Below are 13740 nucleotides of genomic sequence, written 5' to 3'. Positions count from 1 at the left end.
TCGGCCAAATAAGCCCATGAAAAAAATTCGTGAATTAACTGTTGATGAAACGTTTCAACTTTTCTTGCTGATCAAGAATGCCGATGTGCGGATCGCGAAAAACGGCAAAAAATTTATTGCCTTCACCTTTCAAGATACATCCGGCACGATCGACGGAAAGTTCTGGGATGCATCAGATGAAGAAATCGCCCGTTTTGAACCCGGGAAAGTAGTACTGCTAGATGGAAAACGGGAGGTCTACCAAGGCAATCCGCAAGTCAAAATCATGCATTTGCGTTTAGCGAAACCGGAAGAGCCCCATGAACCAAGCCAATACATGGAAAAAGCACCCTTGCGAAAAGAAGAGATGGAAGAAGAAATCAGTCAAACCTTGTTTGAGATCACGAATCCTCACTGGAATCGAATCGTCCGTTTCTTACTGAACAAGTATAAAAAGGAATTCTTTGACTTTCCAGCTGCGAAGCGCAATCACCATGCCTTCGCCAGTGGATTGGCGTATCATACGACCACTATGCTGCGGTTAGGAAAAGCAATCGTCAAAGAGTACCCTGAATTGAATGCTTCACTACTGTATGCGGGTATCATTTTGCATGATTTAGGAAAAGTGATCGAGTTGACAGGTCCGATGACGACAGAGTATACCTTGGCGGGGAATCTAGTAGGGCATTTGGTCTTAGTGGATGAAGAAATCACGCAAGCCTGTATGGCTTTGAAATTTGATGACAAAGAAGAAGATATCGTTGTTTTGCGGCATATGGTTTTAGCCCACCATGGCTTATTAGAATATGGGTCACCTGTTCGCCCCCGCATAATGGAAGCGGAGATCCTCCATCAAATCGATAATTTGGATGCTTCCATGCAAATGATGCTGACGTCGATTCGTTTAACGGAACCTGGTCAATACACAGACCGAATTTTTGGCATGGACAATCGGAGCTTTTATGTACCGAAAGAAGTGTAGCGGTGACCTTGTAGCACGATCAACCAAAGTGAATGACGGAAAGAACAAAAAACCACGCTAGGCTTGCTTAGCGTGGTTTTTCAGATGTTGGAAAAAGTAGCTGAATCGGCAATATTAACCTAATTAGCATAAAAAAAGAAGCGCCGTTACGACGGCACTTCTTTTTTCGTTTATTCAGCAGAAGAATCTGTAGCACTTTCACTCGTTGCAGTAGAATCATCGGTTGCATCAGTAGCAGAAGAATCTGCCGCTGAGCTGTCCGTTGCATCGGTAGCAGAAGAGTCAGCAGTTGAATCTTCTGTTTCAGCCGCTGTGATGTAATCAGAAAGCAAGTCTGCTAAGTCAGAGTCTTTCATTTTCACATTAGCTGCTTGCAATTCTTGACCGATCGTTGCTGCCATAAAGGTTGAATCATTCAACAAAGTGTTTTGAGCAATTTCAGTCAATTCATCTTTGTATTTATCCATATCATTGCCTTTGTCTTGGTTTTTCACCATTTTCACGATATAGTATTCCGTCGTGTAAGTTGACGTGTTGGTTGCAGAGATCACTTCAGAGATTTCACCATCTTTTAAATCAAAAGCGGCTGTTTTTACTTCACTTGGTACAGCTGATGAAGTAGAATCGAATTTGATCGTTCCGCCATCTTCTTTTGTTGCCGCATCCGTTGATTTTTCTTTAGCGATTTCGCCAAAGTCTGCATCATCTTTTTTCGCTTCTTCTAAGACGTCTTTGGCATCATCTTCACTTGCTACTTTGATGATTTGTGCTTCTACTTCAGGGTGGAAAGAATCCCAAGCAGTTTTCATGTCTTCATCAGTGATATCCATGTTGGCTTTTAAGCCTTCACGTAACGCAAGTTGTTGTTTCAATTCTGCACGGTAAGATTTCACCGTATAACCAGAGGCAGTCAATGTTGATTCAAAGGAATCACTGCCGCCATATTGTTCAGCCACATTATTGAATTGTTCGTCGATCATTTCTTCTGTTACGTCATCACCGTATTTTTCATCAAACACTTTTAAGACGATCATTTGACGCAACGCTTGTTGATTTTCTGAACTTGTTTTTGCTTGGTCATAAAAATCTTGAACAGTGATTTTACCGCCCTTCATTGTTGCGATTTCCTCACTTGAGTTACCACAAGCCGCTAATGCAAAAAGACTCATTGCACTGACTGCTACTAAAATTAATTTTTTCTTCATTCGTTTAAGCACTCCTAATTCTAAAAAGATTCATAATAATCACTGCACCTACTATACCACTTCTAGAAATGGTTGGAAAGAAAACAGCGGATGTTTCAAACAAAATTCATAAAAACTACAAATTTTCGATTTGTTTGTCATCCTCGGCGCTTTGGGCTTGAATCGTCGTGATGTGCTGATTCAATTGTTCCATTTGGGTTTTTATCCGAGCAAGGCGCGGTTGTGCTTGGAATTTGAAGGCTTCCAAATCTTTCGTGAAAGATTCGGTCACAACTGGGATCGTTTCGTCGATCGTTTTGCGGGTTACCATCACAGCATCTTTGAGCTGTTTGACACTGTCATTGAATTCTAAGGTCGCTTCTGTCGTGTCATCTAAATAGCGAATCAATTCTTCACGGGTTTCATTGCCGCTTTTTGGTGCAAAAAGCAAACCGCCTAAGCCGCCGGCGATGGAACCGAACAAAAGTCCTTTAAGAAAATTACCGATCATTTAGTTCACCTGCTTTCCAATTTTTTCGGCGATTGCCGCCAGCTCTTCCCCCGTGTAATTCTCTGCATGATTGCCAAAATGGATCTTGAAATCATCGTCTTTGCTGTAGCGAGGAATCAAATGGACATGGGAATGGAAGACGGATTGGTACGCCAATTCTTTATTGTTGTTGATGATATTTAAGCCTTCGATCTCAGGGAATGCTTTTTCGATCGCCCGAGCAATCTTAGGGATACGGGCAAAAACCGCAGCTGCCAACGTTTCATCGTACTCGAAAATATCCGTCACATGCGTTTTGGGAATGACCAATGTATGACCAGGGGTGACTTGGGAAATATCTAAAAAGGCATAGACTTGCTCATCCTCGTAGACTTTGTAGCTAGGAATCTCACGATTATTGATTTTACAAAAAATACAATTTTCCATTGTAAAAAACCTCCTTGATCTATTACCTCTACTTTACCATATTTTGCTTTTTTTCGTCTGGTTTCCTCTTTGAAAAAGTCGGAACAAGGCAACTGTTCCTTCAACAAAGGCGCTTTTTTAAAGAAATGCGAAAAGCAAGCGAGAAACGCTTGCATTTAGATTCCAACAACCCTAGACTTAATATCAGAAATCATTTGGAAAGAAGGAACCTATGAAACCGATCATTAAAGAAACCTTACAGAAAAAAACAACGACTTCAGCGAAGCTTCGCTACTTAGCCTATGCCTATAAAGAGTGGTTGATCGCGATCACGCTGTTTGTGGTGTTTGCTGGTTCAATCACTTATTCTCTGACACGTCCGCAAGAAGAAGTAGTCAATGCCGCCATTGTCACTGAAACAGCAATGGACCCTGCGGTGCAAAGTGAATTGGAAGCAGCCGTTGAAGCATGGGCAATAAACCAAGGGTATCAAAAAGAAGAGCTGAGGATTAGCCTGGTTTCTTATGCCGAACCAGCCGCTGTCCAAGCCTTTACCACCCGTCTTGCCGCTGGTGCCATCCAAATGGTCGTCTTTCCAGCCAGCGAAGCACAAACGTGGCAAGAGCGCTTTGGCAGCCAAGAACTAGCGCAAGAAATCATTACAGTGGGAGAAAATGAATTTATCCTGCAAGTCACGAATAAAGAAAAATAAACAACTGTTTTGCCAGCTGACTGAATTGAACAAAAAGAGCCTACGTTGACAAAGAGCCATAATCAGGCGAATCGGAGGGAAAAAATGACTTTACAAGTAGCAAACGTGACAGGCGGCTACAATCAGCTGCCAGTCTTAAAAAATATTGATTTTACGATCGGCGATGGGGAGCTCGTTGGCTTGATCGGCTTGAACGGGGCAGGGAAGAGTACGACGATCAAAGAAATCATCGGTTTACTGCAACCTCATAGCGGCACCATCACGATCGACGGCTTGACCCTTAAAGAAAACCCAGAGCAATACCGCAAACAAATCGGGTATATCCCCGAAACTCCTTCTTTATATGAAGAATTGACCTTAAGAGAGCACATTGAAGTGACGGCGATGGCCTACGATCTTCCACAAGAAGAAGCCATGAAGCGAGCAGAACGCCTGCTAAAAACCTTTCGCTTAGAAAACAAACTCGATTGGTTCCCGGCAAACTTTTCAAAAGGGATGAAACAAAAAGTTATGGTACTGTGTGCCTTTTTGATTGAGCCGAGTGTCTACATCATTGATGAACCCTTTCTAGGATTAGATCCTTTAGCGATCAATGCGTTATTGGAACTGATGAATGAGATGAAACAAACCGGGGCATCTATTTTGATGTCCACCCACATTTTAGCAACCGCAGAGAAGTATTGTGACAAATTCATCCTCTTGCATAACGGTGAGATCCGCGCACAAGGGACATTGGCGGAACTAAGAAGCCAATTTCAAGCACCAGAAGCCTCCCTTGATGATCTGTACCTCGCACTGACAAAGGAGAGTCAAGCATGAAGCAGTTTTTCTCGCAACGCTTACAGCGGCATCAAAAACAGATGACACGCTATTTGCGCTATGTCTTCAATGATCATTTTGCTTTGATCAGCACCTTCTTAGTCGGAGGTCTGGGGCTCTATTATTCTGAATTGCTAAAAACATTGCCGCGGCCGTTTCCATTAGGCGGCGTCATCGTGGTCGCTGTTTGGCTCTTTGTTTTACCGCTGGGACGCTTAGTGACACTGACGAAACCGGCAGATTTGATTTTTCTGTTAGCCAAAGAAGGGCAAATGACAAGTTATCTCAGCCAGGCGTTACGTTATTCCCTCTGGCTGCCCTTTGGGGTTTTATTTTTAGCCGTAGGGGCAACGATGCCTTTGGTCGTGGTCACAGCAAACAGCACCTTTGCCTCATTCCCATACTTTTTAGGGATGATGTGGCTCTTAAAACTGGGGGATCTTTCACTACAACGGATTCGTTTGTATCAAGAAACTCAGCAGCAAGTCAAACAGCAGCGAGGCATCTGGTTCGCAAGTGCGTTAGCTGCCACACTTGCCAGTATTTATGTAGCACCTTGGCTAGGATTGGGGACCAGCATCTTCCAAGCAATCTGGTTCCTCTTTGGACTGAAAGCCAATAGCCAGCTTTTGGATTGGGACTATATGATCCAAGCCGAACAGTCGCGCTTAATGCGTATCTATCGGTTTATCAACTTATTTACAGATGTTCCCCAAATCACGACGGAAGCCAAACGGCGCAGATACCTCGACTGGCTGCTGGCAAAGATCAAACCAGTGCACAGCAATACGTACCTCTATCTTTACTTGCGCCGAGTGATCCGTGGGGGGCAATATGGCGGGCTTTATGTCCGTTTGACTTTGATTGGTGGGTTCGTCTTATTCTTTGTCGATGAGCTTTGGATCAGTCTGCTGATCGGCTGCTTGTTTCTTTATTTGATCGGTTTCCAACTGATTCCTTTGATCAATGAGTTTCAATACATGGTTTTGACACATCTGTATCCCGTGCCAGAAAAACAAAAAGCCGCAGCGATCAAAAAAATTCTTGGGGCACTCTTACTGGTGACCGCAGTTCTTTTCGGTGTGATCTGTTGCTTGCGCTTGCCTTTTGTTTGGCAAGGCGGTATCGCGTTTCTTGGCTTCTTAGGGTTTGCGGGTCTTTTTTTAGGCATCTACTTGCCAGGGCGATTAAAGAAAATGCACGCCTGATCCACAAGTGGCCTCTCTTACAAAAAGCGAACGCATATGCGCTTGACGGCGACCCATTAGGAAGCTAGAATAAGAGGTACTGCGAAATAAGGAGAGAAGCTAGGATGGATATTCGCTTGGATCAAGATTGGCGTATGCGGCCAATCAAAGGCGACACCGGGAAAGCCTATATCGGGCTCAAGGACAACGACAAAGTCTTTATCAAACGAAATACGACCCCGATGCTTGCGGCACTCTCTAAAGAGGGCATTGCACCCAAACTCGTCTGGACGAAACGGACGGGAAATGGGGATACGCTCTCCGCACAAGAATGGCTGGATGGACGGGTCTTAGATCCCGATGAAATCGGCCAAAGAAATGATGTCATTGATGTGTTGTATCACTTGCATCATTCAAAAACGTTGGCACAGATGCTAAGCAAAATCGGCGGACAAGTCAGATCGCCTGAACAGATGCTGATGGATTATCAGGATCAGCTGCCTTCTGCGGTCGCCCAAAACCGTTTTATTCATTTGGTCACCGAGTATTTAAAAACCAATATTCCAGCTTTTGACGAGCAGAAAGCCGCGGTCGTCCATGGCGATGTCAATTATCGAAATTGGCTAGTTTGTCAAAACTATTTGTATTTAGTCGATTGGGATTCCGTGATGTTTGCAGATCCGGCAATCGATATCGGCACTATTTTAGGTCACTATGTGCCATTATCTGGCTGGTCTCATTGGCTCGTGCGCTATGGTATCCACAGCAGCAGCGAAGTGATCGAAAAGATTTATTGGTACGCATTGTTGAGTATGCTGCAAGAGGTCAAAAAATATTATCTGCGAGGCGATTACAAAGCCATGAATGCAGAGATTTTACAATTAAAACGAATTTATAGCGAATGAAGAGAAGATGGAGCGAGGCAATTTGGTTCCATCTTGTTTTTTCGGAAAGGAAGAAACATGAGAGTAAGAAAACGTGCAGGTGCAAAAGAGCTGATTGACGCTCATCCAGAATACGTCGTTGCAGAGCCTACTGAATGGAAAGGGCGTTGGCATGAACGCTTTGGCAATGATCACCCGCTGCATATCGAAATTGGAATGGGAAAAGGCCAATTTATTACGGAAATGGCGAAAGCTCATCCCGAGATCAATTATATTGGTGTGGAAATGCAGATTAGTGTCGTTTCGATCGCATTGGATAAAATGATCGAGCAGGAGATCCCGAACTTGCAACTGCTGCATGTCGATGGTTCCGCATTGACCAATTATTTTGCAGACAATGAAGTAGACCAGATCTATTTGAATTTTTCTGATCCATGGCCTAAGAAGAAGCATGAGAAGCGCCGTTTGACTTCCAAAGCCTTTTTAGCAGTCGACGAGCAGATTTTACGTCCCAACGGCGAGATCCATTTCAAAACGGATAACCAAGGATTGTTTGAGTATTCCTTAGCGAGCTTTTCTCAATACGGCATGATTATCAAACAAGTTTGGTTGGACTTGCATAACAGTTCCTTTGAGAACAATATCATGACTGAATATGAAGAAAAATTCTCAAGCCGCGGGCAGCGGATCTATCGGGTGGAAGCCCAATTTGTGGCAAAAGAACCACAGAAATAAACGAATGATGAAAGATGAAGCAAATTTGCTTCATCTTTTTTTTCTATTCTCAAAGCGTTTGCGTATTTCTTTTTAGGAGGGATAAGTCGTGGATATTCGAGCATTCTCAGACGAGTTGATTCTTTATGGAAGACAAGAACGCATGCAGGATCTGGCCATTTTGCCTAGCGGTACACAGATGGAGGTGATTTTCAGTAAAAGCTATCTCAGAAAGACCTATCAAGTACTGACCAACGAAGAAGCTCAGCAGCTGATCACCCGCTTCAAATTTTTAGGAGGAATGGAGGTGGGAGAACGGCGCAAAGCTCAGTTAGGCGCAGTCAGCTATCTGTTAGGCGATCAGCTACAGCGGTTGCGCGTCTCAACGGTGGGTGATTATCAAGGGCGTGAAAGTCTCGTGATGCGGTTTCTTTATCCTTTGAACAAGGAGCATCTGCGCTATTTTTTTGCAGAAGACGTCCAGCAGATCCAACAGACAACCAAACAAAGAGGCCTATATTTATTTTCTGGTCCCACTGGCTCAGGAAAATCGACCCTCATGTATCAATTAGCACGGGCAACCAAGGGACAAGTCATTACCATCGAAGATCCTGTGGAGATTGAAGAGCCGCATTTTTTGCAGCTGCAGACCAATTTGAAAATCGGACAAGACTATGATGAATTGATTCGCTTGTCTTTACGGCATCGTCCGGACCTGCTTTTGATTGGCGAGATCCGTAACAAAGAGACGGCGCAAGCCGCTGTACGAGCCGCTCTGACAGGTCACCGAGTATTTGCCACGATCCATGCACGAGGCGTAGCAGAAACCAAGACACGGCTGCTGGAATTGCTAGGGGCAGACGATCTTCTGGCGCACGCGTTGCAAGGGATCGTTTATCAGCGATTGTTGCCGAATGAAGTCAACGTACCCCATGGGTTGCTGGCGTATCACTTTTATGAGGGGCAAGTGGAAAAACAGTGGCAGCACGTATTAAAACGAGTGAAAGAAAGTGGGTGGATCACCGATGAAGTTTATGAAAAAGAAGCCCCAGCTACCACGCCGTGCAACTGAAGCCCTCTTGGTCACCTTCACGGTGTTATTGGAGAGTGGCTTTTCCCTACAAGAAAGCCTCCAAGTGTTGCTGCGCAGTCGCCAGTTTTCTGAACCTGTGATCGAACAGCTGATTGCCCATCTTGCCCAAGGGCAAAGCTTGGCAGCAGCAGTAGCGCCGTTGTCTTTATCGGCTACCGAAAAAAGTCAGCTTTATTTAGCAGAAAGTCATGGGAATCTCACGACGACCTTGCGGCGGATGGTCGACTACCACAAATTGGTCAACAAGCAAAAACAGCTGCTGTACAAAGTAGCGGCCTATCCGCTTTTGCTACTGGTCTTTTTAGTGGCGGCTCTCTTTGGCATGCATCGCTTTTTAATGCCTCAATTGTTAGCCTCTGGCATGATCGACGAAGGTCATTGGGGCATTCGCGCCATCACTTGGGCACCAGCAGTACTTATCCTCTTCTTGTTGGTAAGTGTGCTGCTTTTTGTGATCAGCCGCTGGGTGTTTGCCCGCCGCACTGCCTTGCAAAAAGCTGTATTCTTCAGCCACCTGCCATTGTTCGGAGCATTGTACACGAGTTATCACACGAGTTTTTTCGCATTGGAATGGGGCAAGTTGTTTCAGCAAGGGTTAGATATCCAACAGATCATTGAGTGTATGGAGCACACCAATAAAGCTACCTTGATCCAAGAATTAGCGCGAGAGTTGCGAGTGACCTTGACACTTGGCGGAGAACTCCCAGAAAAACTTCGTCATTTCTCGTTTCTCACACCAGAATTTTCTTTGATCGTCTTTCAAGGAGAAGTACGGGGAAAGTTAGGAGAAGAGCTTTTTTTATACAGTCAATTATTGATGGATCGCTTGTTTCAACGAATCGAAAAAGCTATTCACTGGGTTCAGCCTCTGATTTTTTTGTTGGTTGCTTTAATGATCGTTGGGATCTATGCCGCTATGTTTTTACCAATCTATGGAAATATCCAAGGAGTGATCGAATGATAGAAAAGAAAGTCGCATCTTCTCGCAAGCAGGGGATTTGGCGTGTCAAAAAAGGCTTTACATTGGTTGAAATGTTGGTTGTTTTATTAGTGATCAGTATTTTGGTTTTGTTGTTTGTCCCAAATCTTGCCAAGCAAAGAGGAATCATTGATGAGAAAGGAAATGCGGCCATCGTGAAAGTGGTGGAAACCCAGATCGAACTCTTTCGTCTGAATGAAAATCGGGAGCCCTCGAGAGAAGAATTGATCGCTGAAGGGTATGTATCTGAGGAGCAATATGCGATTTATGAGCAAGGGGACTAAGGGCTGTCGACGGTGCTCTTTTGCTGGTTTTACATTAATAGAAAGCCTTTTGGTCCTCATGGTCAGTAGTATGTTTCTCTTTTTTCCCGTCGTGGCCATCGAGTACTATCAACGATCTGCTGAAGTCTTAGGCTTTTGTGCACGCTTAGAAAAAGGCCTCTATACCATACAGCAATCGGCCATCATCGATAACACACAAACCCGAGCCGTTTATCAAGCAGCGCCAACGCCAACTGTTTCATTTTATGGCGCTGCAACTGAGCCGGTCACCAAGATCGAAGTCCCTCCTCAACTAGCGATGCAGGCGTTTCCCGATATTCTTTTTAGTAGTCAGTCCGGCAACAATAGTAGTCTGCGAAGGATCGTTTTCTATTGGCAGGAGAAAAAGCAAACCATCAGCTATAAGTTTTTATTTGGGAGCGGACGCTATGAAAAAATCGTTGAATAGCGGGTTCATCTTAGCAGAAAGCCTGATTGGCTTTGGGGTGTTGGCAACCTGTGTGTTATTGTTTTTAGCGATGCAGACCGCTTCACTGACGCAAAGTGCGGCATTGCAGGAAAAAGCCCAAATGCTGCGGGTGCTGTATGAAGAAGTCCAGAACCACTCCTTTGATGCGTCAACCATTACCTACACGACGCAGCGTCAGACGGTCTATCAAGTTCGCTTTTGGCAAGCAGCGCAGCATCAACAGGCACGCATCCAAAGTGGCGAACAGCTCTGGGAGATTGTGTATGAAGAGTAAAGGCTTTACTTTGTTGGAGTGTCTGTTGTCTTTATGGGTATTGGCGATCTGCTTATTGATGATCAGCGGGATCGTCAAGCACCTCGCACCGGTCAATCAGCAGATCATGGCTCGCAAAGATCAAGAATGGCATGTTTTTTTGTTTCAGTTGGAACGGGAATTAAGTACCTGTGTCTATCTATCAGTCAGCGAGAACACGCTATATTTGCGAAGCAGTCAAAACAATTCGGTAACGATCGATCGCATCAACCGCGTGTTGCGGAAACGGGACAACAATGGCTATCAACCGTTGTTGACAGAAGTGGCAGATGTGTCTTTTGAGAAAATTGGCGCAGCGATCCGCTTTACCGTTTCCTTTGAGAATGGAGACCAGAAAATTGGACAATGGAAAATACACTCACAAGAGGCGGCATAAAGGCGGTATTTTACTCACAGCATTGTTGTTTGTGCAGCTGTTGAGCTTGATGTTATTGCTGGTGTTAGAAAACAGCCGCACAACAGCCCTTTTTTATACAAAAACCATTGAAACCTATGAAGCCCGTATTATGAGTGAACTTTTCCATGCGGAATTCTTGCAAAACGAGTTGGAAGATCGAGGGACACGGTTTTATAATGTAGGAAAGTTGACTTATGAACGGCAAGGACAGAGCTTACAGATCGAATGCTATGTCAAAAGTCGGCGATTTACTTTTACCTTTTTGTTGCCTGAAGAGCAGCCTGAAATAGACACAGATGACCAAGAAGAATAGTACAGGAAAAGGATGGTTGTTTCGACCATCCTTTTTCATACAGAAATAGAAAAAGAATGTTTACAGCTTCACAAATTATTCTAAACGAAAGCGATTGATTATTTTGGATGAATCGGCTAAAATTAAACAGGTATATATGTTGTTATAGTTTTGAAAAGAGGTGCAAGATGTCCGCAGAAAAAATGGAAACGTCTTTTCATTTGACCGTTGAAGCGATCCAACTGCTTCAAAACGCATTGGAAACGTCTTTTTTTGATGCTTACGTAGAGACGATCGAAAATTTTGTTGATCAATACCAAGTTCGCGTGATCGATGGGGTACCAGATGAAGCAACTGCTGCTCGTTTAGAAACCATCTATCAAGAAATTCGAGCAATGGAACTATCGGCAGAAGAAAAACGCAAGCTTGCGCAGTTGGTTTTGTTGAAAGGCAGCCAAACGGAGCGCCTACAGGCCAATCACCAACTGACACCAGATAGTCTTGGGTTTTTATTCGTCTATTTGATCGAGCAGTTGAGTAGTGCCGACCAACCAGTGAAACTTCTTGATTTATCGGTAGGCATGGGGAATCTCTTATTGACAGTCTTGCTGAATCTGCAATTAGCGAAGCGTCCAGTAGAAGGAACCGGTGTGGATATTGACGAAACCTTGTTGGCGATCGCAGCTGCGACTGGCGAATGGACCAAAGCGCCCTTGCATTTGTTCCATCAAGATGGCTTGCAAGAGCTTTTGATCGAACCGATGGATCTGGCGATCAGCGATCTACCGGTGGGCTATTACCCACAAGATGACAAAGCCCGCAGCTTCATTACGGCGGCTCCAGAAGGGCACAGTTACGCCCATCATTTGTTGATGGAACAAGCGATGAACTATGTCAAAGCTGGCGGTTACGGTTTGTTCTTAGTACCAAGCAACTTCTTGGAAACGGAACAGAGTGAATTTTTGAAAAAATGGCTGAAAGAAAAGGTTTATTTGCAAGGAATGATTCAGCTTCCTGAAGAACTCTTTAAAAATGAACATTCACGTAAAAGTATTTTGCTTTTACAAAACCATGGAGGGACAAGCAAACAAGCAGACGAAGTCTTGCTGGTCAAGCTAGCCTCACTGAAAGAACCAAAGAACATCACAAAACTTTTTGAACAATTTGCGGCTTGGAAAGCAGCAAATCTGTAATATAATTCGGATAAGGAGATCATCATGTCAAAAACAATCGCAATCAATGCTGGAAGTTCAAGTTTAAAATGGCAATTATATCAAATGCCAGAGGAAACAGTTGTCGCTAAAGGAATCGTTGAACGAATCGGTTTGAAAGATTCTATCTTTACCATCAAATATGGGGAAGATCAAAAATTCGAACAAATCATCGACATCAACGATCACGAAGTAGCTGTAAAAATGTTATTGGATCAACTGATTGAATTAAACATTTTAGGTGCCTATGATGAAATCACTGGCGTCGGTCACCGCGTCGTTCACGGCGGAGAAGATTTCCCTGATTCAGTTGTGATCACAGACGAAGTGATGGAACGCATCCAAGCATTGGCTGAATTTGCGCCATTACACAACCCAGCAAACTTGATGGGGATCACTGCTTTCAAAAAAATCTTGCCAGAAATCATCAGTGTCGCTGTTTTTGATACTTCTTTCCATGCAACGATGCCAAAACACAATTACCTATACAGCTTGCCATTAGAGTACTATAACGAATTTAAAGTACGTAAATACGGCTTCCACGGTACAAGCCACCGTTATGTTTCTGAGCGTGCAGCAGAAATGTTAGGTAAACCAATCGAAGAATTAAAAATCATCACTTGCCATCTAGGGAACGGTGCGTCGATCACTGCGGTTGACGGCGGAAAATCAGTAGATACATCAATGGGCTTCACGCCATTAGCTGGTGTAACGATGGGCACACGTTCAGGTGACATCGATCCTGCTGTTTTGCCTTACTTAATGGAAAAATTAGATTTGAATATCGATGAAATGGTGGATGTTTTAAACAAAAAATCTGGTTTATTAGGCTTAACTGGTATTTCCAGCGACATGCGCGATCTAGAAGCAAACTACGACAAAGAAGAAGTCAAAGTTGCTTATGACGTCTTTACTGACCGCATCCGTAAATACATTGGTGGCTATGTAACGACCATGAACGGTGTTGATGCGATCGTCTTTACTGCCGGTATCGGTGAAAATGATGCCCACGTCCGCAGCGAAGTTATCAAAGGCATGACTTGGTTTGGTTGCGAATTAGATGCCGATCAAAATGCAAAACGCGGCGAAGAATTAGTGATCTCAACTGAAGAGTCAAAAGTCAAAGTACTTTTGATCCCAACAGATGAAGAATTAATGATCGCTCGCGATGTGGAACGTTTACGCGGCTAAGCGAAAACCTTCCTTAGAATAGAAGCTGAAACACATGCAAGAGAAATGCTTGCATGTGTTTTTTTGTAGGAAAGTCCGCAAAATGGGGCTAGAGAGAAAAATTGGTGAAGACCATTTTCTAATTTTTTAAACAG

The 13740-nt window shown here is 43.9% G+C and carries 18 protein-coding genes; 15 read left to right on the top strand and 3 right to left on the bottom strand.

From position 1 onward, the window contains the following. Nucleotides 1-16: 16 nt before the first annotated feature. Nucleotides 17-961 (top strand): 3'-5' exoribonuclease YhaM family protein, encoded by a 945-nt coding sequence (locus A5877_RS07275; RefSeq protein WP_034872173.1) that lies wholly within the window; start codon nucleotides 17-19, stop codon nucleotides 959-961. A gap of 170 nt (nucleotides 962-1131) precedes the next feature. Here the strand turns inward: A5877_RS07275 and A5877_RS07270 are convergent, their stop codons facing one another. From A5877_RS07270 to A5877_RS07260, 3 genes are all read right to left on the bottom strand, one after another. Continuing rightward, nucleotides 1132-2166 carry a peptidylprolyl isomerase gene (locus A5877_RS07270; protein ID WP_061053367.1) on the bottom strand — a complete coding sequence of 345 codons (1035 nt, stop codon included), beginning with the start codon at nucleotides 2164-2166 and terminating at the stop codon, nucleotides 1132-1134. Between the two features lie 115 nt (nucleotides 2167-2281). Then, the gene (locus A5877_RS07265; RefSeq protein WP_005227717.1) at nucleotides 2282-2656 is read right to left on the bottom strand and encodes a YtxH domain-containing protein; all 375 of its coding nucleotides are present in this window, start codon (nucleotides 2654-2656) and stop codon (nucleotides 2282-2284) included. Continuing rightward, nucleotides 2657-3082 (bottom strand): HIT family protein, encoded by a 426-nt coding sequence (locus tag A5877_RS07260; RefSeq protein WP_005233401.1) that lies wholly within the window; start codon nucleotides 3080-3082, stop codon nucleotides 2657-2659. It lies immediately after the preceding gene. A 211-nt stretch (nucleotides 3083-3293) separates the two neighbouring features. Here A5877_RS07260 and A5877_RS07250 point away from each other — a divergent pair, with 211 nt between their 5' ends. From A5877_RS07250 to A5877_RS07185, 14 genes are all read left to right on the top strand, one after another. Then, entirely contained in the window at nucleotides 3294-3773 is a 480-nt protein-coding gene (locus A5877_RS07250) for a hypothetical protein (protein ID WP_086316629.1), read from the top strand. 84 nt (nucleotides 3774-3857) lie between these two features. After that, entirely contained in the window at nucleotides 3858-4592 is a 735-nt protein-coding gene (locus A5877_RS07245; protein WP_005233406.1) for an ABC transporter ATP-binding protein, read from the top strand. Beyond that, nucleotides 4589-5800, top strand: coding sequence for an ABC transporter permease (locus tag A5877_RS07240; RefSeq protein WP_086316628.1), 1212 nt, complete (start codon nucleotides 4589-4591; stop codon nucleotides 5798-5800). The genes A5877_RS07245 and A5877_RS07240 overlap by 4 nt, the downstream gene beginning before the upstream one ends. Nucleotides 5801-5904: 104 nt before the next feature. After that, nucleotides 5905-6684: a phosphotransferase family protein gene (locus A5877_RS07235; protein WP_005233409.1), complete on the top strand. Its 780-nt coding sequence runs from the start codon at nucleotides 5905-5907 to the stop codon at nucleotides 6682-6684. Between the two features lie 57 nt (nucleotides 6685-6741). Further along, on the top strand, nucleotides 6742-7398 hold the full coding sequence (gene trmB, locus A5877_RS07230) for a tRNA (guanosine(46)-N7)-methyltransferase TrmB (RefSeq protein ID WP_005233410.1): 657 nt from the start codon (nucleotides 6742-6744) through the stop codon (nucleotides 7396-7398). Nucleotides 7399-7486: 88 nt separating this feature from the next. After that, a complete protein-coding gene (gene comGA / locus A5877_RS07225; RefSeq protein ID WP_086316627.1) occupies nucleotides 7487-8449 on the top strand; it encodes a competence type IV pilus ATPase ComGA in 963 nt (320 codons plus the stop codon). Next, nucleotides 8403-9431, top strand: a complete 1029-nt coding sequence (comGB, locus tag A5877_RS07220) for a competence type IV pilus assembly protein ComGB (RefSeq protein WP_016620014.1) — start codon at nucleotides 8403-8405, stop codon at nucleotides 9429-9431. Before comGA ends, comGB begins: the two co-directional genes overlap by 47 nt. After that, complete coding sequence (comGC, locus tag A5877_RS07215) at nucleotides 9428-9733, top strand: competence type IV pilus major pilin ComGC (protein WP_005233413.1); 306 nt, start codon at nucleotides 9428-9430, stop codon at nucleotides 9731-9733. The genes comGB and comGC overlap by 4 nt, the downstream gene beginning before the upstream one ends. Continuing rightward, nucleotides 9717-10181 (top strand): competence type IV pilus minor pilin ComGD, encoded by a 465-nt coding sequence (gene comGD, locus A5877_RS07210; RefSeq protein WP_005233414.1) that lies wholly within the window; start codon nucleotides 9717-9719, stop codon nucleotides 10179-10181. Before comGC ends, comGD begins: the two co-directional genes overlap by 17 nt. Next, nucleotides 10162-10476, top strand: a complete 315-nt coding sequence (locus tag A5877_RS07205; RefSeq protein ID WP_005233415.1) for a hypothetical protein — start codon at nucleotides 10162-10164, stop codon at nucleotides 10474-10476. Before comGD ends, A5877_RS07205 begins: the two co-directional genes overlap by 20 nt. Further along, nucleotides 10466-10891: a competence type IV pilus minor pilin ComGF gene (comGF, locus tag A5877_RS07200; RefSeq protein ID WP_005233416.1), complete on the top strand. Its 426-nt coding sequence runs from the start codon at nucleotides 10466-10468 to the stop codon at nucleotides 10889-10891. The genes A5877_RS07205 and comGF overlap by 11 nt, the downstream gene beginning before the upstream one ends. Next, nucleotides 10854-11225, top strand: coding sequence for a competence type IV pilus minor pilin ComGG (comGG, locus tag A5877_RS07195; protein WP_008382038.1), 372 nt, complete (start codon nucleotides 10854-10856; stop codon nucleotides 11223-11225). Before comGF ends, comGG begins: the two co-directional genes overlap by 38 nt. A gap of 167 nt (nucleotides 11226-11392) precedes the next feature. Then, nucleotides 11393-12397 (top strand): class I SAM-dependent methyltransferase, encoded by a 1005-nt coding sequence (locus A5877_RS07190; RefSeq protein WP_008382040.1) that lies wholly within the window; start codon nucleotides 11393-11395, stop codon nucleotides 12395-12397. 24 nt (nucleotides 12398-12421) lie between these two features. After that, nucleotides 12422-13606 (top strand): acetate/propionate family kinase, encoded by a 1185-nt coding sequence (locus tag A5877_RS07185; protein ID WP_005233419.1) that lies wholly within the window; start codon nucleotides 12422-12424, stop codon nucleotides 13604-13606. The last annotated feature ends 134 nt before the right edge of the window (nucleotides 13607-13740 follow it).

It is taken from the genome of Enterococcus sp. 3C7_DIV0644, from assembly GCF_002141235.1.
Classification (GTDB): domain Bacteria; phylum Bacillota; class Bacilli; order Lactobacillales; family Enterococcaceae; genus Enterococcus_D; species Enterococcus_D entomosocium.
The sequence above is the reverse complement of the archived record's forward strand: the minus strand, read 5'-3'. Positions and strand labels throughout refer to the sequence as shown.

Coding starts and splice junctions, on each gene's coding strand:
- A5877_RS07205 (WP_005233415.1), top strand. CDS start 10,162: ATGAAAAAATCGTTGAATAGCGGGTTCATCTTAGCAGAAAGCCTGATT.
- comGC (WP_005233413.1), top strand. CDS start 9,428: ATGATAGAAAAGAAAGTCGCATCTTCTCGCAAGCAGGGGATTTGGCGT.
- comGF (WP_005233416.1), top strand. CDS start 10,466: ATGAAGAGTAAAGGCTTTACTTTGTTGGAGTGTCTGTTGTCTTTATGG.
- comGB (WP_016620014.1), top strand. CDS start 8,403: ATGAAGTTTATGAAAAAGAAGCCCCAGCTACCACGCCGTGCAACTGAA.
- comGD (WP_005233414.1), top strand. CDS start 9,717: ATGAGCAAGGGGACTAAGGGCTGTCGACGGTGCTCTTTTGCTGGTTTT.
- A5877_RS07265 (WP_005227717.1), bottom strand. CDS start 2,656: ATGATCGGTAATTTTCTTAAAGGACTTTTGTTCGGTTCCATCGCCGGC.
- A5877_RS07275 (WP_034872173.1), top strand. CDS start 17: ATGAAAAAAATTCGTGAATTAACTGTTGATGAAACGTTTCAACTTTTC.
- A5877_RS07185 (WP_005233419.1), top strand. CDS start 12,422: ATGTCAAAAACAATCGCAATCAATGCTGGAAGTTCAAGTTTAAAATGG.
- A5877_RS07270 (WP_061053367.1), bottom strand. CDS start 2,166: ATGAAGAAAAAATTAATTTTAGTAGCAGTCAGTGCAATGAGTCTTTTT.
- A5877_RS07260 (WP_005233401.1), bottom strand. CDS start 3,082: ATGGAAAATTGTATTTTTTGTAAAATCAATAATCGTGAGATTCCTAGC.
- A5877_RS07245 (WP_005233406.1), top strand. CDS start 3,858: ATGACTTTACAAGTAGCAAACGTGACAGGCGGCTACAATCAGCTGCCA.
- A5877_RS07250 (WP_086316629.1), top strand. CDS start 3,294: ATGAAACCGATCATTAAAGAAACCTTACAGAAAAAAACAACGACTTCA.
- trmB (WP_005233410.1), top strand. CDS start 6,742: ATGAGAGTAAGAAAACGTGCAGGTGCAAAAGAGCTGATTGACGCTCAT.
- A5877_RS07190 (WP_008382040.1), top strand. CDS start 11,393: ATGTCCGCAGAAAAAATGGAAACGTCTTTTCATTTGACCGTTGAAGCG.
- A5877_RS07240 (WP_086316628.1), top strand. CDS start 4,589: ATGAAGCAGTTTTTCTCGCAACGCTTACAGCGGCATCAAAAACAGATG.
- A5877_RS07235 (WP_005233409.1), top strand. CDS start 5,905: ATGGATATTCGCTTGGATCAAGATTGGCGTATGCGGCCAATCAAAGGC.